Raw genomic sequence first — 21,667 nt, 5'->3', positions numbered from 1 at the left:
GGTGACATCCGCAGCATTTCGTCTGTCAGCGGCAGCTGCCCCTGGGGCCCCTCCCGGCGTGTACAGACATCATACAGTCCTGCAGGGTCCTTTGCATACAGGCTCTCCATCGACATAGATGTTCCACCCTTCCATATATAATACACACAATATACACAAATAAAACAAAGCTGCCGCACAAAAATCGTACAGCAGCCTGCATAAAAATCATCCCTTTGAGACGACAAGATCCGGATGTCGTGCAAGATCCTCTGCGAGTTCCTCTAGGTGCGGTACAACGGCGACGCGCATCCCCGCCCGATGCTCCACCAGATCAAACCCATGCACAATATCATCGAGTGAGACCGCATGGGTGAGAATCCGGTCTGCATTGATCTTGCCGCTGCGGATCAGCTCCACGGCAAGTGCGTTGTGGCGCGGAGCGGAGGAGAATGTCCCATACAACGTAATCTGACGGTAGTGGACAAAATTGACATCAAAGGTCAGTTCCGGCGTATCCTTCGGCAATCCCGCAAAGAGGCAGACCTTACCCATCTTCCCCGTCATTTCAATTCCTGCGCGCTGTGCTGTGGCACTTCCTGCTGTCACGATGACGACATTCGCCCCCAACCCGTTCGTCGCGTCGAGGACGGCCTGCACGCCGCCGTCCTCCCCCGTCTCGGTATAGGCATCATAGTTTAGGTCACGTGCCGCGTCCAGACGATTTTTACTGCGGTTCAGCAGGAAGATCTTCCCTGCGCCGCGCGCACGCGCAAGCTCTGCATGCATGATACCGATCGGCCCGGCACCGATGACCGCCACCGTATCGCCCAGCTGAATATCCATCGCCTCCTGCCCGTTGATGACACAGGCGAGGGGCTCTGAGAGCGATGCGGCGAGGTAGTCAACCTCATCGGGGATAAAATTGACGTTGCCCGCGCGGACGGCATTCGCAGGGATGCGCACATACTCCGCAAAGCCGCCGTCATAGTGATGCGCAATGGTCTCGCGCGTATAGCACAGATGTTGCCGTCCCGAAAGGCAGTAAGAGCATGCACCGCAGCCGATACCGGGTGCCACAATAACGCGATCTCCTACATGGTAGCGCTCAATGCCCGCACCGACCTCCTCGATCACACCTGCGATCTCATGCCCCAGAATAATGGGCGGATGGATCGCCTTATGCCCGTGGCGGAAGGTCCGAAGATCGCCGCCGCAGATCGCGCATGCCTTGACCTTGACGAGTAGCTCCCCCGCACCGATCACAGGTTTTGCGACCTCCTCCACGCGCACGTCTGCCGTGCCGTGATATATTGCTGCTTTCATACGCTTCTCCTCTTATGCGAGTCCCGAGAAATCCGTCGAAACCGCATCTGCATTGACGACCCAGCGCGGTGTACCGCCCGCGATCGCGCCCTTGATCTCCTCCAGCAGGAGATACGGCGTACGGTTAAAGGCGTCGCGCGTCGAGCCTGCGAGATGCGGTGTGATCGTTACATTCTCGAGCGTCATAAACGGATGATCCGCCGGCGGCGGCTCTGTCCAGAAAACATCGATCGCAGCGCCGCCGATGCGCTTCTCACACAGAGCGTTGATAAGTGCCTGCTCATCAATGAGGCCTGCGCGTGCCGTATTGATGACGTACGCCGTCGGCTTCATCAGCGCAAACTCCTTCTCTCCCATAAGCCCCTGCGTCGCCTCCGAAAGACGCGCATGCATACTGATGAAATCCGCCTCTTTGCAGAGCTCCTCCAGCGAGACGAGACGTGCACCCGCTGCCTCAACATCGGCAGCCTTCGCATACGGATCGTAGACGAGAATTTCCACGTCGAAGCCCTTCAGTTTTTTTGCGACGAGATGCCCGATATAGCCGAAGCCGACGAGCCCTATCTTCTTCTCGATCATATCACCGACGAAAGCGGCATTCGAATACTGTTTCTTCCAGTGCCCCTGTTTCAGTTCCGCATGAGCACGGGCAATATTGCGCATCTCGGCAAGCATGAGGCCGATCGCATAGTCCGATACGGCATGGGCATTGCGCCCCATCGTGTGAAATACGGCAATCTCCTGCTTCGACGCTGCCGCGACATCCACGTTCTCCACGCCCGCACGGCATGCCCCGATGATGCGGCATTTCTTCGCAGCCGCCACAATCTCTGCATTGATCGGCGTATGATGGGTAATGATCAGCTCGACATCGCCGACGTGGTCGAAAATCTCTTTCGGCGGTCTTCCGGCAGACGGGCCTTTCTTCTCCACCTCGCTGCGCAGAAACCAGAATTCCTCATCGCTCGCAGGTTTCCAGTCCACACGTGCGACCTCTACGTCCCCCATGATTTTCTTGACAGCAGTCTCCAAGCGCTCCGACGAGAGCAGCGGATCCCCAATCACCAAAGTCTTCATATTGTTCACCTCATTCAAAACGGATGACATCCCCGACCATGAAGCGCGGCACCCCATCGCCCTTGACCATGATCTGTCCCGGCTGTTCGACGGCATCCTTCCCCGTAAAGACGATGGTGCAGTGTCCATTCTCGCGCAGGGTCTTTATCGCCTCATCGCCCACTGCCGTCACAGTATAGCTGCGATCCGCGAGGCGGAGCGTATCCCCCACCGCGACATCTTCCGTCAGGACTGCCTTGGTATGTGACACAACCATATTCTCATACTCATAGGGCACATCTTTGTTAAAGAGGATAACAGACTCGCGTGTCTGCATAAAGGGAAGGACAAAATCCCCAATCCCCGTGACTGTTACTTCATACTTCATCGCATATCTCCTCCGTTTCACTTCACTTCATTCGTCCCTTGGTCATGTGTCACTGCCGCATTGAACTCCCGCAGAGCAGGATAGATCAGACGGTTCAGCGTCTCATACAGCTCCATGTACCGCCCATGACGCTCTGCATCCGGCGCATAGCGATGTTCGTCAAACTGCACGCGTGCCACGGCATCCTCCGGGCTCGTATAGATCCCGGCACCAAGCCCCGCCAACATCGCCGCACCAAGAGCAGCTGCCTCGGGAACGTTCTTACTCCGTACAGGAATCCCAGTGACATCCGCCTTCATCTGCATCCAGAACGCGCTCTTCGCCGCGCCGCCGATGGTATAGATAGATTCGACATGCTGCCCCGAAAGTTCCTGCATCGCTTCGACAATACTATACATTTCGTAGCAAAGGCCCTCGAGAATGGCTCGGACGAATGCGCCGCGCGTCGTCCCGCGCGTGAGCCCCAGAAAAGCACCGCGCGCAGCAGGATCACTGCCCATGGTATGCCGCCCCGAAAAATATGGCAGCATCATGCAGCCGCGCGCTCCGATTGGCTCGCGCGCCGCCTCCTCCACCAGCTGATCGAAAGACTCACATGCAAAGGTATTCTTGAACCATTCGAAAATTCCGCCCGACGCCACGATCATTCCCATGATATAGTAAGCATCATTCACCACATAGGCAACGGAAGTAAAGTTTTTCTCCATGCAGGCAGTGCTGCTCTCGGGGGCGTCAAGGATGGCAAGCAGCTGTTCGCTCGTTCCGGTCGAGTCGAGCATTTGTCCGGGACGGATGATTCCCGTTGCAAACGTGCCGCAGGCATAGTCCACACCGCCTGCAAAAACGGGGGTTCCCTCCTTGAGTCCGGTCACTGCAGCCGCGGCGGCCGTGAGGCTGCCAATCTGCGCACCGGGACGGATCGGCTCTGCGAGCATGGAGCGGTCGATCCCTGCCTCTGCAAGAATCTCCTCCGACCAGTCGCGCTGCCGCAGATCAAAGGCCATCGTGCGGCACGCATTCGTCCAAGGGGCACGTGCTTGCCCCGTCAGTTTCAGACTGAGAAACCCTGCAATCGGAATCCAGAGGCGGGCACGTTCCCATGCCTCAGGCACATAGCGTTTGATCCACTGCATCTTCGTGATGCTTGCCACAGGATTCGGATTGATCCCTGTGATCTGATAGACATACTCCCGTCCGAATGGCTCCCATGCGGAGGCGATAGCCTCCGTCCGGGTGTCGAACCAGCGAATCGCAGGATGCACGGACTGCGCATCGCCGTCGAGCAGGACATCTTCCCCCGTGCTTGCGACGGCAATACCGTCGCATGTCTCTCCGGGGAGCTGTGCTGCCACATCTGCGATGCAGGCGGCAACACCCTCCCAGATCTGTTCCGGTGAGGTCTCTGCCCATCCATTTTCATGGTACTTGGTATTGGCAGGGCGACGGGCAGAGGCGAGGAACTGTCCCGCCGCATCACACGCGATTGCCTTGTAGTTTGTCGACCCCGCATCAATCCCAAGAAGATATCCCATGGTCATCACGCCCCCTCGGATACGAAATTCGATGCATCAGCCTGATCAGCCGACGAACATGTTGAGAATCAGAACGCCCGCGAGGCCGAGTACCGAGATGATCGTCTCCATTGTGCACCATGTACGGACGGTCTCCTTGACAGTGAGGCCGAAGAATTCCTTAAAGAGCCAGAATCCTGGATCGTTCGGCGGGGAAATGATGAGACTGCCCGCCCCGGTTGCAAGCACCATCAGCTCGGGACTGACGCCCGTAAGTGCGACCACAGGAGCCGCGATGCCGCCTGCTGTAAGTGCCGCAACCGTTGCACTGCCGCAGGCAATGCGGATGACGGCGGCAATCGACCAGGCGAGGACAAGCGGAGAGAGATCCGAGCCCATGAGGAGGTCGCCGATATAACGACCAACACCGCTGTCGATGAGAATCTGCTTGAGCGCACCGCCGCCGCCCACGATGAGGAGGATCATGGCAATGGCGAGAATTGCATTCTCACAGATCTTCATGATCTCAGGGATACTTTTGTCGCGTGCAATACCGAACGTGTAGAACGCGATAAAGATGGAAATCGTGAGTGCCATATCCGGCGAACCGAGGAAGGTCATGATGGCCAGTGCATGCGAGCCGGCGGGAAGAGTCATTTTCGCAATGGCTGCGCCCGCCATGAGAATAACGGGAACGAGTGCTGTGAATACGCTGATACCGAAGCTCGGCATCTCCTCATCCTTGAACACCTTCGGGTTATAGAGTCCCTGTGGAATCGCAGGATTGAGATCCTTGACAAAATTATAGAACACAGGGCCGGCAATAATGGCAATCGGAGCGGCGAGAATCGCACCGTAAACCAGTGTCAGCCCAATGTCCGCATTGTAGATCACCGAGATCGCCGTGGGGCCGGGATGCGGAGGCAGGAAACCGTGAGTGACGGAGAGAGCTGCCGCCATCGGAATACCAACCTCGAGGAGACGGATCTGTGCGGATGCCGCAATCGTAAAGACAAGTGGGATGAGAAGGACGAAACCGATTTCATAGAAGAGTGCAATGCCGACGATAAAGCCCGTCAAGCAGACGGCCCACTTGACCTTCTCCCGACCGAACATATTGATGAGGGTCATGGCGATGCGCTGTGCACCGCCGCTCTCTGCCATCAATTTGCCCAGTATCGCGCCGAACGAGACGACGATCGCGAGACCGCCGAGCGTTCCGCCGAGCCCCTTCTGAATCACGGGGATGATCTGTGTGACGGGCAGCCCTTCGGCATAGCCAACGACACCTGCAACGATGAGCAATGAGATGAAGCTGTTCAACTTCACGCGAACGATGAGGAAGAACAGCAGCAGGATGCCCACTGCAAGAATAATGAGCGGCATAGGATTTCTCCCCTTTCATAGATACAGACACTTCATTTCCTTGCCGTCGTTTGACCGAATAGCAAGTTCCATAACAATTGTTGATATTATTATAGATGCTGTCGCGTCATTTGTAAATACTTTTTCATTTATTTAAATTTATTTTGTTGTTTTATTTTCTTTTTTTGAATATAAAAAGAGCTGCGTACGAAGTAATATCCTCGTGCGCCAGCTCTCAAAAGCGCTGTATCCTTATTTCCCGTAGTGCTCCTGCCACTCGTGATGGAACGAGCCCTCCTTGTCCGTGCGGAGGAAGGTGTGTGCCCCAAAGTAGTCGCGCTGCGCCTGGATGAGATTCGCGCCAAGGTGCGCGGCGCGGCTCGCATCAATGTAGGCAAGCGCATTCATCATGGCGGGCACTGGAATGCCTGCGCCTGCAGCAGCCGCCACGATGCGGCGCAGGCTCTCAAGGTTTGCGTTGATCTTCGTCAGAAAGAACTTTGCTTCCATCAGATTCTCAAGATTCGGCTGTGAACGGTATGCCTCAGTGATCTTTCCGAGGAACTCTGCCTGGATGATGCAGCCGCCGCGGAAGATGGCAGCAATGCGTCCAAGGTCGAGATCCCAGCCGAAATCACGTCCCGCCGCACGATAGAGGGCAAATCCCTGGGCATACGCCACGATCTTCGCCGTATACAGACTGCGGCGCACATCCTCCACAATGTTCCCCGCCAATGGGGGCTGCTTCGGTGACGGAATGAGCTTGGCGAACTTCTCGCGCTCTACTAGGAGGTTGCTCATGACGCGTGCGTTGCAGGCAGACGTGATCATCGCCGTATTCACACCCTGTTCGAGCGCTTGGATGCTTGTCCAGCGCCCCGTTCCTTTCTGCCCGGCGCTGTCGACAATGTGATCCACGATCATGCCGCCGGCGGGATCTCGCTCGGCAAAGATGTCGGCAGTGATGCCGATGAGGTAGCTCTTCAGCTCGCCGCCATCCCACTCATGGTAGATCTTCGACAGCTCTTCATTTGTCTTGCCCCCCAGATATTTCAGCAGGAGGTAGGACTCTGCGATGAGCTGCATATCGGCGTACTCGATGCCGTTGTGCACCATTTTCACATAGTGTCCTGCCCCATCCGTACCGATGTACGTACAGCATGGCTCGCCGCCCACATGTGCCGCGATCGATTCGAGAATGGGCCGGATGGATTCATAGAGTGCCGCACTGCCGCCCGGCATCAGCGCAGGACCGAGCCGTGCGCCCTTCTCACCGCCCGAAACCCCCATGCCAAAGTAGTGGAGCTGATGCTCCTCAACCAGCTTCGTACGGCGGATCGTATCCTTAAAGAAGGAATTGCCGCCGTCGATGATGACATCGCCCGGCTCCATCACCTTCAACAGGGAGTCGATCACCATGTCCACCGGTTTTCCCGCCTGTACCATCAGAACAACGCGACGCGGCTTCTTGAGCGCATGGACGAAGTCCTCCAATGTGTAAAATGGGGTCATGTTCTCGTGGGGATGATCTTTCACGACCTTTTTGGTCAGATCTCCCGTGCGGTTGTAGGCAGCTACCTTAAAGCCATGATCCGCCATGTTCAGCGCGAGATTGCTGCCCATGACCGCCATGCCGTAGACGCCGATATCCATCTGTCCAGTCATTTCCTCTGTCATGATTTTCCTCCATTATCCTGTCGATTTATCCTTAGGGAATCACTGATAAATTCGGCACCACCATCTTGACGTATCTTTTTCGCCCGCTTATCGTTAGCAAATCCACCACATAGCCCTTGCTATGCGTCCGGTTTGCTGCCTCAAATCGGACAAAAAATCTATGCCAATCTGAGAGCCTGTTTTATCAGCGATTCCTTAGATTCCGGCCTGATACTCCGCAATCTCAGCAAACTCCCGCTGCAGATTGTGATAGAGACGATCACTGATATCCGCGAGCTTTGCATAGATCTTTGTATTTGCGGAATCTGGCGTATAGATTTTCTTCGCGTGTACGAGATCCGCTGTATCGGCAATTCCTGCCATCTCTCCTGCGGAGATAAAGCCCAGCACTGCCGCGCCATACGCCGCGCCCTCGCTGTTGTCAGGAAGGACAAGCGGCTCGCCGAGAACATCCGCAAGGATCTGCATCCAGAGCGACGACTTCGTAAAGCTCCCGCTCGCGCGAATGTCACGCACTGTGCCGAACTCCTGCAGCGCCTCGAATACATTGCGTATGCCGTAACAAATCCCCTCCATCACCGCACGAATCATGTGGGATCGACTGTGGTTCAGAGAGAGTCCGAAGAAGAGCCCGCGCAGATCGGAGTTCCAGTAGGGGGCACGCTCGCCCGTGAAGAACGGCAGGAGAATCAGGCCATCCGATCCCGCAGCTGCCTTGGATGCCTTCATTGTCATGAGGTCGTAGGCATCGACATCCAGTGCCGCCATCTGCTCCTTGCTGAAATGGCAGATCTTATCCCGCATCCAGCGCAGGATCATGCCGCCGTTGTTGATCGCACCGCCCGCGACCCATAGATCGTCCACGAGATTGTAGCACCATGTGCGCATCTTTTCATCGACACGTGGCTCGCCGACAAGCATGCGTACGGCACCGCTCGTCCCAATGGTTGCACTCAGCTGCCCCGCCGCGACCGCACCGATACCGACGTTGACGAGCACACCATCCGTCGCGCCGATCACCACGGGGAGTCCGACAGGCAGATGCATCCGCTCTGCTGCCTCTGCCGTAAGCGGCCGTGACTCCGTCGTCGAGATGACGGGCGGCAGCATATCCTCCGTAATGCCGATGAACGTCAGGATCTCCTGATCCCAGGCAAGTTCTCGTGCATTGTAAAGAGCCGTCGTACTCGCCGTTGAACGGTCAATGAGAAACTCCCCCGTAAACGTGTGAAAGAGATAATCCTTGATCGAGCCAATGTACTTCGTGCGTGCAAAGAGCTCGGGACGATTGCGCCTAAGCCAGAGGATCTTTGCCAGCGGATAGCAGGCATGCATAGGGCAGCCCGTGTGCTCATAGAAGGCACGGCAGAGGGCAGGATCACTTTCCTTGAGTTCGCGTACAATGCCTGCGCTGCGGCTGTCTGCCCACGTCTGCATATCCGTGAGGGGCTCTTTCTCCGCATCCATTGGGATCAGGCTGTGCATGACCGTGCTCAATGCGATGCCCGATGCCGTCCGTCCTTGATAGTGCAGCGCATCTGCTGTCTCGCGGACAACCTGCTCCGTCGCGGCACAGATCTCGGCAGGACGTTCTTCCGCCCAGTCCGGATGTGGTGTACGCAGCGGGTAGAATGCCTCCGCCGACGCACGGCTCACCCCGGACGCCTCGTATGCGATAGCGCGGACGCCCGTCGTCCCCACATCTACCCCGATCCAAATGTGCTGCTCTTTAATGGTCTCACCCATGATAGCACTGCCTTTCTGCAAAACGAAGAGTCATGTTCTATGATCTTTCTTCCTCATTCTAGCACGACAATAGAAAAAAAGCAATCTAAATATCATATTTTATTGTGTAAATGATATATCTTTATCATTTATATAGATAAACATACCGCACAGAGCACATTGCCTCTGTGCGGTATGTTTATGACTCTATGTCGGTTCAGCTGCTCAGTCTCTCGAGCCGCGAGAGGTCAACTTCTTCGTATATCTCCTCCTCAGGTTCCTCGGGCGCGGGCGGCTCAGGCACCGGCTGCGGTGCATGGTCGACGATCTCGAGGTGGCGGTAGCGGGTCATGCCCGTACCGGCCGGGATGAGTTTGCCGATGATGACGTTTTCCTTGAGGCCGACGAGCGGGTCGATCTTGCCCTTGATCGCGGCGTCGGTGAGGACGCGCGTGGTCTCCTGGAAGGACGCCGCCGAGAGGAAGGAATCCGTGGCGAGCGATGCCTTCGTGATGCCGAGCAGGATGGGCTTTGCCACTGCGGGCTCGCCGTCCTCCTCGATTGCCTTGGTATTCGCCGCTTCGAATGCGTTGATCTCGATGTACTCGCCCGGGAGGAAGTCGGTGGTTCCGGCCTCCTCGATCTTGACCTTGTGCAGCATCTGCCGTACCATGACCTCGATGTGCTTGTCATTGATCTCAACGCCCTGCGATTTGTAGACCTTCTGTACCTCGTAGACGAGGTAGCGCTGGGTCGCCTGCAGGCCGCAGACGCGCAGGATGTCGTGCGGGTTCACGGAGCCCTCGGTGATCTTGTCACCGGGCTTCATGACCATGCCGTCACGCACGGCCATGCGCGCACCGAACGGCACGGAGTACTCGCGCGGCACGCCGCCCTCGGGTGTGATCGTGACTGTGCGCATGCCCTTGCCCGTATCGTCGATGGCGACGACGCCCTCGTTTTCTGCGATGATGGCGTTGTGCTTGGGCTTGCGTGCCTCGAAGAGCTCCTCGACGCGCGGAAGCCCCTGTGTGATGTCGTCACCTGCGACACCGCCCGAGTGGAAGGTACGCATGGTGAGCTGTGTGCCCGGCTCGCCGATGGACTGTGCGGCAATGATGCCGACCGCCTCGCCGATCTCGACCTCCGCCTGGTTGGCGAGGTCGCGGCCGTAGCACTTCATGCAGACGCCGAACTGTGACTTGCATGTGAGGACGCTGCGGATGGAAACGCGCTTTCGGACGCCCTCGATACGTTTGGCAAGTGCCTCATCGACGGAGTCGTTGATGTGGGCAATGGTTTCACCCGTCGCCTCATCCACGATGTCCTCGGCGAGCACGCGGCCGACGATGCGGTCGGCGAGCGACTCGATGACGCCCGCGCCCTCCATGATGGCCTCGACTTCGATGCCGCGCACATTGTTGTTGCGGATGTGGATCTCGTGGAGCTCGGAGGAGAGGATCGCCTCGACCATTTTGTCAGTGAGGATCGCGCCCTCCTCTGCGAGAACGGTGCCGTCGTCGAGGACAGCCTCACGCACGACTTCCTTGCCGCTGAGCTCGCGCACGATGGCAGCGTGTGCCTTCTTGCGCTTTCTCGCATCCGGCTCGCCGAGTGTGATGCTCTCCGTAACCATGGCGTTGCTGACCGCCCCCTCCGCGTTGACGGAGGAACCGCGCACCATGATCTCGCGGATGTCGCGTTCGCCGATGGTCTCGAGGACCTCGTCGTCGAGCGTCGTATCCTGTGGGTAGAGGATCTCCTTCGTCTCGGGGTCATAGATCGCCGCCGCGAGGAGGCGTCCCATGAGGCTGTCGACGAGGAGTTCGAGTGCGTCAAACGCAGACTCTGCCATGCGCGCACGCACCTGCAGGAGGTTGATCGCAGAGACGTCACAGTCCTCCTCGCGGACGATGACATCCTGTGCCACGTCGACGAGACGGCGCGTGAGGTAGCCCGAGTCCGCCGTACGGAGTGCCGTATCGGCAAGACCCTTGCGCGCACCATGCGAGGAGATGAAGTAGTCGGAAACGGACAGTCCCTCACGGAAGTTCGCCGTGATCGGCAGGTCGATGATCTTACCGGACGGGTCAGCCATCAGTCCGCGCATACCCGCGAGCTGACGCATCTGCTGCTTGTTGCCTCGGGCGCCCGAGTCCGCCATCATGAAGATGGGGTTAAAGGGATCCATGTTGTCCATCATGGCGTCCGCAACGTCGTCCGTCGCCTGTGTCCAGAGCTGAACGACCTTCTTGTAGCGCTCGTCCTCGGTGATGAGACCGCGCGAGAACTGACGCTCAACCTTGTTGACCTTCGCCTGCGTGTCCGCGATGATTTCCTTTTTCTTCGGCGGCACGATGACGTCGGAGACGGCGACCGTCATGCCCGCGATGCAGGCGTAGTGGTAGCCGAGGTTCTTCACGTTGTCGATGACCTCAGCAGTCTTGGTCGCGCCGAAGTGGTCGTAGCAGTTCGCGACGAGCTTGCCGAGCGCCTTCTTGTTCATGAGGACTCCGAGGCGCCACTCGCCGGTCTCTGCATCCTGCGTGTAGTGGCGCAGCTCCTCGGGCAGGATCTCGTTGAAGATGAGGCGGCCGAGCGAGCTGCGGACGAGGCCGTAGCCCGCGAGCTTCACGCGGATCTCCGCCTGCAGGTCGAGCACTTTTTCCTGATACGCGAGGAGTGCCTCGGCGATGCCGGTGAACACCTTGCCCTCGCCCTTCGCGCCGGGTCTCAGCTTCGTGAGATAGTACGAGCCGAGCACCATATCCTGCGAGGGGACGATGATGGGCTTGCCGTCCTTCGGCGCGAGGATGTGGTTTGCGGCGAGCATGAGGACACGCGCCTCGGTCTGCGCCTCCGCCGAGAGCGGCAGATGGATGGCCATCTGGTCGCCGTCAAAGTCCGCGTTGTACGCCGTACACGCAAGCGGATGCAGCTTCAGGGCACGCCCCTCGGTGAGCACCGGCTCAAAGGCCTGAATGCCCAGACGATGCAGCGTCGGCGCACGGTTGAGGAGCACGGGATGCTCCTTGATGACATCCTCGAGCACGTCCCAGACCTCGGGGCGCGCACGCTCGACCATACGCTTTGCCGACTTGATGTTGTGGGCAGCACCGTCCGCCTGCAGTTTTTTCATGACAAAGGGCTTGAAGAGCTCGAGCGCCATCTCCTTCGGCAGGCCGCACTGGTGGAGCTTCAGCTCCGGGCCGACGACGATAACAGAGCGTCCCGAGTAGTCGACACGCTTGCCGAGGAGGTTCTGACGGAAGCGCCCTTGCTTGCCCTTGAGCATATCCGAGAGGGACTTCAGCGCGCGGTTGCCGGGTCCCGTGACGGGGCGGCCGCGGCGGCCGTTGTCGATGAGCGCGTCCACGGCCTCCTGCAGCATGCGCTTCTCGTTGCGCACAATGATGTCAGGCGCACCGAGGTCGAGCAGTCGGCGCAGGCGGTTGTTGCGGTTGATGACGCGACGGTAGAGGTCGTTGAGATCAGAGGTCGCGAAGCGTCCGCCGTCGAGCTGCACCATGGGGCGCAGGTCAGGCGGAATGACGGGCACGACGTCCATGATCATCCACGAGGGCTGATTGCCGGACTTGCGGAATGCCTCGACCACCTCAAGGCGGCGGATGGCACGCACCTTCTTCTGTCCGGAGGTCGTCCGCACGTCGTTTTTCAGCTGTGCGCTCATCTGCTCAAGATCCAGCTCCTCAAGGAGCTCCTTAATCGCCTCCGCACCCATGCCGACGCGAAAGGTATTGCCGTACTTTTCGAGTGCATCGTGATACTCGCGCTCGGAGAGCAGTTCCTTTTTCTTGAGATCGGTTTCGCCCGCATCGAGGACGATGTAGTAGGCGAAGTAGAGCACCTTCTCAAGCGAGCGCGGGGAGACATCGAGGATGAGTCCCATGCGGCTCGGGATGCCCTTGAAGTACCAGATATGGGAGACGGGTGCGGCGAGCTCGATGTGTCCCATGCGCTCGCGGCGCACCTTTGCGCGCGTCACCTCGACGCCGCAGCGATCGCAGACGACGCCCTTGTAGCGGATGCGCTTGTACTTTCCGCAGTGGCACTCCCAGTCGCGCGTCGGTCCAAAGATGCGCTCGCAGAAAAGGCCGTCACGCTCGGGCTTCAAGGTGCGGTAGTTGATGGTCTCCGGCTTTTTCACCTCGCCGTGCGACCATGCACGAATTTTATCGGGAGAAGCGAGTCCGATCCGCATCGAGTCAAAATTGTTTACATCCAGCAACAGCTGCCACTCCCTTCCTTATAGATCGTCCTCATGAGGATTGTCGATGTCGTCCAGTCCGCCATGGAGAATCGCATCCATGTCGTCCGCCGCGAGATTCTCGTCGGTGCCGAGGTCAGCGATGAGATCCTCATCCGCAGACTCCTCAGCCTCCACGTTCTCCTCGTAGTCATCCGCAGGAGGCGGCGGCGCGGCACCGTTCTCGTCCACGCCCTCCACATCGAGATCGAGAGAACGTGCCTTTTCGTTGATGTCCTCGTCCTCCTCGTCGCGGATCGCGATTTCCTTCGCGTCCTCATTGAGTACCTTGATGTCGAGGCCGATCGCCTGCAGCTCCTTGATGAGCACCTTGAACGACTCGGGTACGCCCGGCTCGGGGATGTTGTCCCCCTTGACGATGGATTCGTATGCCTTGACACGGCCGACCACGTCGTCGGACTTCACCGTCAGGATCTCCTGCAGGGTGTACGCCGCGCCGTATGCCTCGAGTGCCCAGACCTCCATCTCGCCGAAACGCTGTCCGCCGAACTGCGCCTTGCCGCCGAGCGGCTGCTGCGTGACGAGCGAGTACGGCCCCGTGGAGCGCGCATGAATCTTGTCGTCAACCAGATGATGCAGCTTCAGCATGTAGACGCAGCCGACCGTGACGCGGTTCTCGAACGGCTCGCCCGTGCGGCCGTCGTAGAGCACGGTCTTGCCGTCGGAGGGAAGTCCCGCCGCGCGGATCGTGCCGAATACGTCGTCGTCGCCCGCGCCGTCAAAGACCGGGGTCGCGATGTGGATTCCGGCCACGTCGGGCACGGGCATCCCGTTTTTATCGAAATCATAGCCCGCCGCGCGGAGATCGCCCTCCACCGTTGGATCGCCGTCCTTGATGCGCTGGCCGAGGACGCGGCACGCCATGCCGAGATGCGTCTCCAAGACCTGACCGATGTTCATACGCGACGGAACTCCGAGCGGGTTCAGCACGATATCGACCGGCGTGCCGTCCGGCAGGAACGGCATGTCCTCCTGGCGCATGATGCGCGAGACGACACCCTTGTTCCCGTGACGGCCGGACATCTTGTCGCCGACCGAGATCTTGCGCTTCTGTGCAATATAGACGCGCACGAGGCGGTTGACGCCGGGCGGCAGTTCGTCGTTGTTCTCACGGGTAAAGATCTTCACGTCGATGATCTTGCCCGCCTCGCCGTGCGGCACGCGCAGCGAGGTATCGCGCACCTCGCGCGCCTTCTCGCCGAAGATCGCGCGCAGCAGGCGCTCCTCTGCCGTCAGCTCCGTCTCGCCCTTGGGGGTGACCTTGCCGACGAGGATATCGCCGGGGCGCACGTCCGCACCGATGGAGATGATGCCGTCCTCGTCGAGATCCTTGAGCGCTTCCTCCGCCACATTCGGGATGTCGCGCGTGATCTCCTCGGGGCCGAGCTTCGTGTCGCGCGCATCGCACTCATACTCCTCGATGTGGATCGAGGTGTAGAGATCGCGCTTGACGAGATTCTCGCTGAGGAGGATGGCGTCCTCGTAGTTGTAGCCCTCCCACGGCATATAGGCAACAATAATATTGTAGCCAAGGGCGAGCTCGCCGTTGTCCGTCGAGGGACCGTCGGCGATGGGCTGCCCCTCCGTCACGCGGTCGCCTGCGTAGACGAGCGGCTTCTGGTTGATGCAGGTCGCCTGGTTCGAGCGGATGAACTTCTGCAGTTTATAGGTATCAAATGCGCCCTCGTCCGAGCGGACGGTGATCGCATCTGCTGTAACGTCCGTGACCTCGCCGGCGTGCTTTGCGAGCACCATAACGCCCGAGTCGCACGCCGCCTTGTACTCCATGCCCGTACCGACGAGCGGCGCCTGCGTCCGCAGGAGCGGCACCGCCTGACGCTGCATGTTCGCACCCATGAGGGCACGGTTCGCATCGTCGTTTTCGAGGAACGGGATCATCGCCGTTGCGATGGAGAAGACCTGGCGCGGCGACACGTCCATATAGTCCACACGCTCGCGCGGATGCAGTCCCGTCTCCTCGTGGAAACGTGCCGTCACGCGCTCGTTGACAAAGTACTCATTCGCATCGAGCGGCTCATTCGCCTGCGCGATGATGAGATCGTCCTCCTCGTCCGCCGTGAGGTAGCGCACATCCTCCGTCACGCGGTGATGTTCCTTGTCCACGCGGCGATACGGCGTCTCCATAAAGCCGAAACGGTTCACACGCGCATAGTTGGCGAGCGAGCCGATGAGACCGATGTTCGGACCTTCCGGCGATTCGACCGGGCACATGCGGCCGTAGTGCGAGTTGTGAACGTCGCGCACCTCAAAGCCCGCGCGCTCGCGCGAGAGACCGCCGGGGCCGAGTGCCGAGAGGCGGCGCTTATGCGTCAGCTCGGAGAGCGGGTTGTGCTGATCCATGAACTGCGAGAGCTGCGAGGAGCCGAAGAACTCCTTTACCGCCGCCACGACGGGGCGGATATTGATGAGCCCCTGCGGCGTGATGCTCTCCGTCTCCTGGATCGACATGCGCTCGCGCACGACGCGCTCCATGCGCGAGAGGCCGATGCGGAACTGGTTCTGCAGCAGCTCGCCCACGGCACGCACGCGGCGGTTGCCGAGATGGTCGATGTCGTCCGTATTGCCAAAGCTGTCCATGAGGCCGAGGAGGTAGCTGATCGCCGCCATGATGTCCTCGCGCGTCACCGTGCGGTACTGATAGTCGCGCGTCGGTGCGCAGAGCATCCGATAGATATCACCGTCGGGCTTCTGTACCTGAAATGCGATGAGCTCGCCGTCGCCGAAGAGCGCCGTCTCGCGCTCCTCGCTGACCGCATCCACCATCGCAGGCGTGATCGGCTCGCCCTTCGGGAAGACGATCTCGCCCGTCTCCACGTCCACAACGGGCTCGGCGAGCACCTTGCCCAACAGGCGGCGGCGCCAGCCGAGCTTCTTCGTCAGCTTGTAGCGGCCGACCGTCGCGAGGTCGTAGCGGCGCGGGTCAAAGAACAGCGTCTCGAGAAGCTGACGCGCATTGTCCTCGTTCGCGGGCTCACCCGGACGCAGACGGCGGTAGATCTCGATGACCGCGCGGCTGCGCGTCTTGACTTCGTCCGTATCGCGCTCGATCGTTGCGAGCATGCGCGGATCGTCGCCGAAGAGCGCACGAATCTCCGCGTCCGTCTCGTAGCCGAGGGCGCGGATGAGATAGGTCACGGGCATCTTGCGCGTACGATCGATACGCACGGAGACGATGTCGTTTGCATCCGTCTCCAGCTCGATCCACGCGCCGCGATTCGGGATCATCGTCGCGTTGTAGAGCTCCTTGCCCGTCGTATCGATTTCCACACCGTAGTACGTACCGGGCGAGCGGACGAGCTGACTGACGATGACGCGCTCTGCGCCGTTGATGATGAACGTCCCCGTATCCGTCATGAGCGGGAAATCACCCATGAAGACCTCCTGCTCCTTGATCTCGCCCGTCTCACGGTTCACGAGGCGCACGTTGACGCGCAGGGGCGCGGCATACGTCACATCGCGCTCCTTGCACTCATCGAGATCGTACTTCGGCTCACCGAGCGCAAACGACTCAAAGGAAAGGATGAGATTCCCGGAGAAATCCTGAATGGGCGAGATGTCGCGGAAAATCTCCGCAAGCCCCACCTCGAGAAACCACCGATAGCTCTCGCGCTGGATGTCAAGAAGATGCGGCATCTCCATCACTTCTTTGATCCGCGCGTAGCTGTAGCGGGTTCGACGGCCGACCGACACAGGATTGAACATGAACGCTGTCACCCTTTCGCTGGAATATCCTCTGGCATCTGAGCGCCGCTCTCAGGATTGAACAGACACAAAAAGAACAAGGCAGCCATGTGAGTACCTTGCTCTCTTGTCCTTTCTAACCGCACAGCATACTGCGCGGCGTCCTCCCCTGAAAAAAGGCGCACAAATCCCATACTTACGTCAATAGGTCATTGTATGATACTACATTGGCAATACCCGTGTCAAGAAAAATTTTTCATCGTATGAATTTTTTCGCTCAAAAACCGCATGACTTTGCCATGCGGTTCAAAGGAGCACATCGCTCACGTGTATTTGTTCTTCTTGCTCTCTGCCGTCAGTTCCGAGAGGCGCTGTGCAAGGATGGTGTTGATGCGGTTCTGGATGGAGGTGATGAGCGGCTGTTTCTGATCGTCACTCATCGCGGACTTCTTCACCTCGGCAAGCTGTTTGTGCAGGTTCGCCAGTTCCTGATCGAGCGGGTTGTCATGGCGGCGTGCACTCTTGTCGCTCTGCTGTGCTTCATTCGCCTTTACCCAGTGACCATCCGCCGTCTGGATGAGGTGAAGAGGATCGCGCTGACGGCTGAGACGGTGAAGGAACTTGATTTCATCTGCGCCGTCCGAAAGTGCGCGGCTCATCTCTCCCTGCGTATAGCGAATCGAAGCGTTATCATTGTCGCGCATGGAATGCTGCAAGCGGTCATAGCCGTCCGCATCGTTCGTTGCCGCCTCCCAGAGTTCGCCATGTGCATAAGAGAAGTTCGCTCTCATCGCCTCATCCAAAGAATAGTGACGGCGGGTCAAGCCGCCGACAAATTCCTGATAGGCCGTGGCTGTATCATCCAGTCCTGCGTCCTTGAGCGCCGCTGTAATCTCCGCATGGTTCTTGTACGCGCCCTGTGCTGCCTTGACCCACACGTCACCCGCTTCCTTATGGCGCGCCATGAAATCCAGTTCCTTGACACCGATGTTCGCAAGTGAACCATTATACTCGTAACGAATCCGCGCGGCAAACTTAGTCGATGGCGAACTAAAATCGACTGCAACAAAGACACCCGCACGGTTTTGGAGTTCGTTTGCGTACGACTTTGCACGCGTATACTCCGCCCTCGTTGTATGTCCACGCGCGATACGCTTGCCGAGCTCTTCGTCCGCATAGGCGGTATTCGCAAGCGCCGCCATCCCCGCGAACTTCAGATTGTACTGCCGGAACGCAGATGCACCGCCTGCACGCACCTTGCCGAGGACATTTCGATACGACTCAAAGTGTTCGTCCGCCTCCGCATACAGAGGATTCTCTACACCCTTTTTCTCTGTCCAGTGCTCGGCGTAGATGTTGATGCCGAGTATCTGATCGCCCTTCCAATACAACTCGTCCGAATATGGCTCAGGCAATATGAGAACCTCGCTGTTCTTCTCCGCCGCGCACTCCGTCAGCTCCTTCTGCTTCGCACGCCACGATGTGTAGAACTCCTCCATCGAGCCTGCCTTGATCTCGCCGTCGTAGCGCGTGGTGCTACTCATCAGACGCGCGATGTATGCACCATCGCTCTCGTCGCGTCCGCGAGCACTGATCTCGACACGGTACGCGGGTGTCTCCACGCGCCCCGTCTGTGCCGCATCGTTTTTCTGTGCCGCGTTTGCGTTCGTCGTCTTTGCCGCCGCGTATACAGACGGCGCTTCTCCATTCACCCGCATTGTCATAGTCAGCACTCCTTTGCCGCTTCCAAAATAATAACGATGATTAGTTATTCCCCCCCCCCCCCCCGCGTTTTTCCTGCTTTATCGGAAATTTTTCACGCAATATCCCCGCCGACGCAGACCGTGCGCGTGCCGATCTGAGCGATGTAGACGGGCAGCCCGTAGAGTGCACTCATGCCCGCCTCATCGATGACCTCCTCCGCCGCGCCGTGCTTCCAGAGTGTCTTGTCCTTCAGCACGAGGGTCTCCGCCGCGAGATAGGGTCACCATATACGTTCAAAAACTCAGTTGTCATATCTTCGCACATCTGGAATGCAAGTGTGAGAATTCCGTGGAGATCCTCGTAGTTGCGGAAAATTGGCAGATGATTTCTGTTTTCCAAATTCAGCAATTCATATTCTAAATTTGGGAAAGTACCCCCTTCATAATATTTATTATCCTTCATAGCGTACCACATCAATTCAGTGACACCATACTTTATACATATATGATATCTAAATTCATATATGTTGCTCTTCTTTTTGGCTTGAAAAAAATCCTCTTTTCTCCAATATTTCACAGATGTATAACCTATCTCTTGAAGCATTTCCAAGACATGCTGATTATCGTAGTCTTCAAAGCTCTCTTCTAGATCAAAAGAATACTGTATGCGGAGCGCTTGATATCTCTCTACAAAGCGAATACGGTTTAATACTTCTACCATCTGGTTGTCCATGCGTTATTCCTCCCTAAAGCGGATCGCAACGTCATAGTGCTTGGCTATACTATAGGAAGCACTGATAAATTCAGCACCGCAGTCTTAGCACATCTTTTTCGCCCTGTCTGTGCCCTAGAATCCTCCACATAGCCTCTGCTATGCGTCCGGTTTGTCTCCTTGACAGGACAAAAAATCTGTACCAATCCGACGGACTTCATTTTATCAGCGATTCCTATAGATATGGTACGCACAGTAAATAAAAAGGGGAAGCCAATTTGTGTTATGCTCTATCTACGCAAACAAGCCACACACAAAGGAGGCTTTCTCATGAAAAACATAACACAAGACATCGAGTACTATCAAGCGATTCTTTCCTATGCAGATAGGCACGGTGTCACAATAATGGAAGTCTCCTCGTGAGGCTCTTTCTCTATTTCTCTCTTGGGTAATATATGATTGACAAACCCACAGACACATCCTTCATCAAATGGCGAAGTCATTGACAAAGCGGCGCGTCTATGCTACGTTTAATCGGTATCGATAAAGAAAGGCTACAAATGATACAGCTAAAGAATATTGTCAAAACATACGCAGGCGATGTGCACGCTCTGCGCGGCATCGATCTCACGATTGAGCGCGGCAGCATCTACGGCATCATCGGTCTGTCGGGTGCAGGGAAGTCCACGCTCATTCGCTGCATCAATATGCTCGAGCGCCCGACGAGCGGCGCTGTCCTCGTGGACGGACGCGATCTCATGCAGGTCTCGGAGAGCGAACTGCGCGAGGAGCGGCGGCACATCGGCATGATTTTCCAGCACTTTAATCTGCTGTCCTCCGCGACGGTCTACGACAACGTGGCGTTTCCGCTGCGGCTCGCGGGGAGATCCGCCGAGGAGATCCGCCCCAAGGTGACGGAACTGCTCACGCTCGTTGGGCTCGGCGACAAGGCGGATGCCTATCCGAGCCACCTCTCGGGTGGACAGAAGCAGCGCGTCGGCATTGCACGTGCACTCGCGGGCGATCCGAAGGTGCTGCTCTGCGACGAGGCAACCTCGGCGCTCGACCCACAGACGACGAAGTCGATCCTCGCGCTCATCCGCGACATCAACCGCCGTATGGGACTGACCGTCGTCGTCATCACGCATGAAATGCAGGTCATCAAGGATATCTGTGACCGCGTTGCCGTCCTCGACGGCGGCATCATCGCCGAGGAGGGCGATGTGGTGGACGTGTTCACCGCACCGCAGCAGCCGATCACGAAGGAGTTCATCAGCGTGCTCCTATCGAACGAGCTGCCGACGGCATTTCGCGGCAACCCCATCGAGAAAACGCCGAGCGAGGGGAGCTATATGCTCCTGCGCCTTACATTCCTCGGCGAGCGCGCGGACGATCCCGTGCTCGCGGAGATGATCCGCCGCTTCCCAACCATTGAGGTGACGATGCTCTTCGGTACACTCGACCAGATCAAGGAGCTGCCGTTCGGGCGTATGATCATCGGGATGCGCGGCGCACCGGAGGAGATACAGCGCGCCATCGACTATCTCTCGGAACAGCATTTGAAACAGGAGGTGATCGGCTATGTCCGCCGAAATGATTCCCCTGCTGACTAAGGCACTCGGAGAGACCGTCTACATGGTCGCGGTCAGTATGGTCATCTCGAGTGCGCTCGGCATCCCGCTCGGCGTGCTCCTGCACGTGACAGCGCGGGGCGAGATCCTCGATGCGCCGGCGGTGAACCGCTCGATCGGCGCGGTGGTCAACGCGATCCGCTCCATCCCGTTCATCATCCTGATGGTGGCAATCATCCCGCTGACTCGTCTCATCGTCGGCTCGGCGATCGGCACGACGGCGGCGATGGTGCCGCTCGTCATCGCCTCGGTCCCGTTCATCGGACGGCAGGTGGAGACCTCGCTGCGCGAGGTGCCGCACGGTCTCATCGAGGCGGCGCTCTCCATGGGGGCGACGCCGCTGCAGATTGTGACGCGCGTGCTCCTGCCGGAGTCCATGCCCGGCATCGTCAGCCAGCTCACGACGGTCGTCATCGCACTCGTCGGCGAGTCCGCCATGGCCGGTGCGATCGGCGGCGGCGGTCTTGGCGATCTCGCGATCCGTTACGGCTATCAGCGGTTCCGCCCCGACATCATGCTCGCGACCGTTGTCATTCTCATCGTTCTCGTCCAGCTCGTGCAGTTCGTGGGCAACACCCTCGCTGCGCGGCTGAATAAGAGATAG

At 58.3% G+C, this 21,667-nt stretch carries 15 protein-coding genes; 2 read left to right on the top strand and 13 right to left on the bottom strand.

Annotated features, from left to right (window positions below; genetic code table 11):
* Nucleotides 1–207 precede the first annotated feature (207 nt).
* From AXE86_RS07085 to AXE86_RS13305, 13 genes are all read right to left on the bottom strand, one after another.
* Nucleotides 208–1,305 (bottom strand): zinc-dependent dehydrogenase, encoded by a 1,098-nt coding sequence (locus AXE86_RS07085; protein ID WP_061945907.1) that lies wholly within the window; start codon nt 1,303–1,305, stop codon nt 208–210.
* A 12-nt stretch (nt 1,306–1,317) separates the two neighbouring features.
* Complete coding sequence (locus tag AXE86_RS07080; RefSeq protein ID WP_061945905.1) at nt 1,318–2,382, bottom strand: 2-hydroxyacid dehydrogenase; 1,065 nt, start codon at nt 2,380–2,382, stop codon at nt 1,318–1,320.
* Between the two features lie 10 nt (nt 2,383–2,392).
* Nucleotides 2,393–2,749, bottom strand: coding sequence for a PTS glucitol/sorbitol transporter subunit IIA (locus tag AXE86_RS07075; RefSeq protein WP_061945903.1), 357 nt, complete (start codon nt 2,747–2,749; stop codon nt 2,393–2,395).
* Between the two features lie 17 nt (nt 2,750–2,766).
* Nucleotides 2,767–4,287 (bottom strand): FGGY-family carbohydrate kinase, encoded by a 1,521-nt coding sequence (locus tag AXE86_RS07070; RefSeq protein WP_232294861.1) that lies wholly within the window; start codon nt 4,285–4,287, stop codon nt 2,767–2,769.
* A gap of 39 nt (nt 4,288–4,326) precedes the next feature.
* Complete coding sequence (locus AXE86_RS07065) at nt 4,327–5,646, bottom strand: gluconate:H+ symporter (protein ID WP_061945899.1); 1,320 nt, start codon at nt 5,644–5,646, stop codon at nt 4,327–4,329.
* 231 nt (nt 5,647–5,877) lie between these two features.
* Nucleotides 5,878–7,302, bottom strand: a complete 1,425-nt coding sequence (gene gndA, locus AXE86_RS07060; protein WP_083501172.1) for an NADP-dependent phosphogluconate dehydrogenase — start codon at nt 7,300–7,302, stop codon at nt 5,878–5,880.
* Between the two features lie 195 nt (nt 7,303–7,497).
* Nucleotides 7,498–9,048 carry a gluconokinase gene (locus tag AXE86_RS07055; protein ID WP_061945897.1) on the bottom strand — a complete coding sequence of 517 codons (1,551 nt, stop codon included), beginning with the start codon at nt 9,046–9,048 and terminating at the stop codon, nt 7,498–7,500.
* Nucleotides 9,049–9,244: 196 nt separating this feature from the next.
* Complete coding sequence (rpoC, locus tag AXE86_RS07050) at nt 9,245–13,249, bottom strand: DNA-directed RNA polymerase subunit beta' (protein WP_198145310.1); 4,005 nt, start codon at nt 13,247–13,249, stop codon at nt 9,245–9,247.
* 45 nt (nt 13,250–13,294) lie between these two features.
* Nucleotides 13,295–17,038 carry a DNA-directed RNA polymerase subunit beta gene (gene rpoB / locus AXE86_RS07045; protein ID WP_061945892.1) on the bottom strand — a complete coding sequence of 1,248 codons (3,744 nt, stop codon included), beginning with the start codon at nt 17,036–17,038 and terminating at the stop codon, nt 13,295–13,297.
* A 302-nt stretch (nt 17,039–17,340) separates the two neighbouring features.
* Nucleotides 17,341–18,741: a hypothetical protein gene (locus AXE86_RS07040; RefSeq protein WP_009753703.1), complete on the bottom strand. Its 1,401-nt coding sequence runs from the start codon at nt 18,739–18,741 to the stop codon at nt 17,341–17,343.
* Nucleotides 18,742–18,833: 92 nt separating this feature from the next.
* Nucleotides 18,834–18,977 (bottom strand): hypothetical protein, encoded by a 144-nt coding sequence (locus AXE86_RS12755; protein ID WP_232294860.1) that lies wholly within the window; start codon nt 18,975–18,977, stop codon nt 18,834–18,836.
* Nucleotides 18,971–19,453 (bottom strand): hypothetical protein, encoded by a 483-nt coding sequence (locus AXE86_RS07035; protein WP_061945890.1) that lies wholly within the window; start codon nt 19,451–19,453, stop codon nt 18,971–18,973. Before AXE86_RS07035 ends, AXE86_RS12755 begins: the two co-directional genes overlap by 7 nt.
* Nucleotides 19,454–19,497: 44 nt before the next feature.
* The gene (locus AXE86_RS13305; RefSeq protein WP_071884708.1) at nt 19,498–19,653 is read right to left on the bottom strand and encodes a secretion protein HlyD; all 156 of its coding nucleotides are present in this window, start codon (nt 19,651–19,653) and stop codon (nt 19,498–19,500) included.
* A gap of 339 nt (nt 19,654–19,992) precedes the next feature.
* On the opposite strand from AXE86_RS13305, the gene AXE86_RS07030 reads away from it, so the two are divergent.
* Nucleotides 19,993–21,045, top strand: coding sequence for a methionine ABC transporter ATP-binding protein (locus AXE86_RS07030; protein ID WP_061945888.1), 1,053 nt, complete (start codon nt 19,993–19,995; stop codon nt 21,043–21,045).
* Complete coding sequence (locus tag AXE86_RS07025; RefSeq protein WP_009753698.1) at nt 21,014–21,667, top strand: methionine ABC transporter permease; 654 nt, start codon at nt 21,014–21,016, stop codon at nt 21,665–21,667. Before AXE86_RS07030 ends, AXE86_RS07025 begins: the two co-directional genes overlap by 32 nt.

It is taken from the genome of Selenomonas sp. oral taxon 136 (assembly GCF_001554015.1).
In the GTDB taxonomy this organism is placed as follows: Bacteria; Bacillota; Negativicutes; order Selenomonadales; family Selenomonadaceae; genus Centipeda; species Centipeda felix.
This window is presented reverse-complemented; position numbering and strand designations above follow the sequence as displayed.

Excerpts from the sequence above, each read along its gene's own strand:
- AXE86_RS13305 (WP_071884708.1), bottom strand. The coding sequence starts at position 19,653 with ATGAAGTCCGTCGGATTGGTACAGATTTTTTGTCCTGTCAAGGAGACA.
- AXE86_RS07075 (WP_061945903.1), bottom strand. The coding sequence starts at position 2,749 with ATGAAGTATGAAGTAACAGTCACGGGGATTGGGGATTTTGTCCTTCCC.
- AXE86_RS07085 (WP_061945907.1), bottom strand. The coding sequence starts at position 1,305 with ATGAAAGCAGCAATATATCACGGCACGGCAGACGTGCGCGTGGAGGAG.
- AXE86_RS07070 (WP_232294861.1), bottom strand. The coding sequence starts at position 4,287 with ATGACCATGGGATATCTTCTTGGGATTGATGCGGGGTCGACAAACTAC.
- AXE86_RS07055 (WP_061945897.1), bottom strand. The coding sequence starts at position 9,048 with ATGGGTGAGACCATTAAAGAGCAGCACATTTGGATCGGGGTAGATGTG.
- gndA (WP_083501172.1), bottom strand. The coding sequence starts at position 7,302 with ATGACAGAGGAAATGACTGGACAGATGGATATCGGCGTCTACGGCATG.
- AXE86_RS07035 (WP_061945890.1), bottom strand. The coding sequence starts at position 19,453 with ATGGACAACCAGATGGTAGAAGTATTAAACCGTATTCGCTTTGTAGAG.
- AXE86_RS07030 (WP_061945888.1), top strand. The coding sequence starts at position 19,993 with ATGATACAGCTAAAGAATATTGTCAAAACATACGCAGGCGATGTGCAC.
- AXE86_RS07080 (WP_061945905.1), bottom strand. The coding sequence starts at position 2,382 with ATGAAGACTTTGGTGATTGGGGATCCGCTGCTCTCGTCGGAGCGCTTG.
- AXE86_RS07065 (WP_061945899.1), bottom strand. The coding sequence starts at position 5,646 with ATGCCGCTCATTATTCTTGCAGTGGGCATCCTGCTGCTGTTCTTCCTC.
- AXE86_RS07025 (WP_009753698.1), top strand. The coding sequence starts at position 21,014 with ATGTCCGCCGAAATGATTCCCCTGCTGACTAAGGCACTCGGAGAGACC.
- rpoC (WP_198145310.1), bottom strand. The coding sequence starts at position 13,249 with ATGCGGATCGGACTCGCTTCTCCCGATAAAATTCGTGCATGGTCGCAC.
- AXE86_RS07040 (WP_009753703.1), bottom strand. The coding sequence starts at position 18,741 with ATGACAATGCGGGTGAATGGAGAAGCGCCGTCTGTATACGCGGCGGCA.
- rpoB (WP_061945892.1), bottom strand. The coding sequence starts at position 17,038 with ATGTTCAATCCTGTGTCGGTCGGCCGTCGAACCCGCTACAGCTACGCG.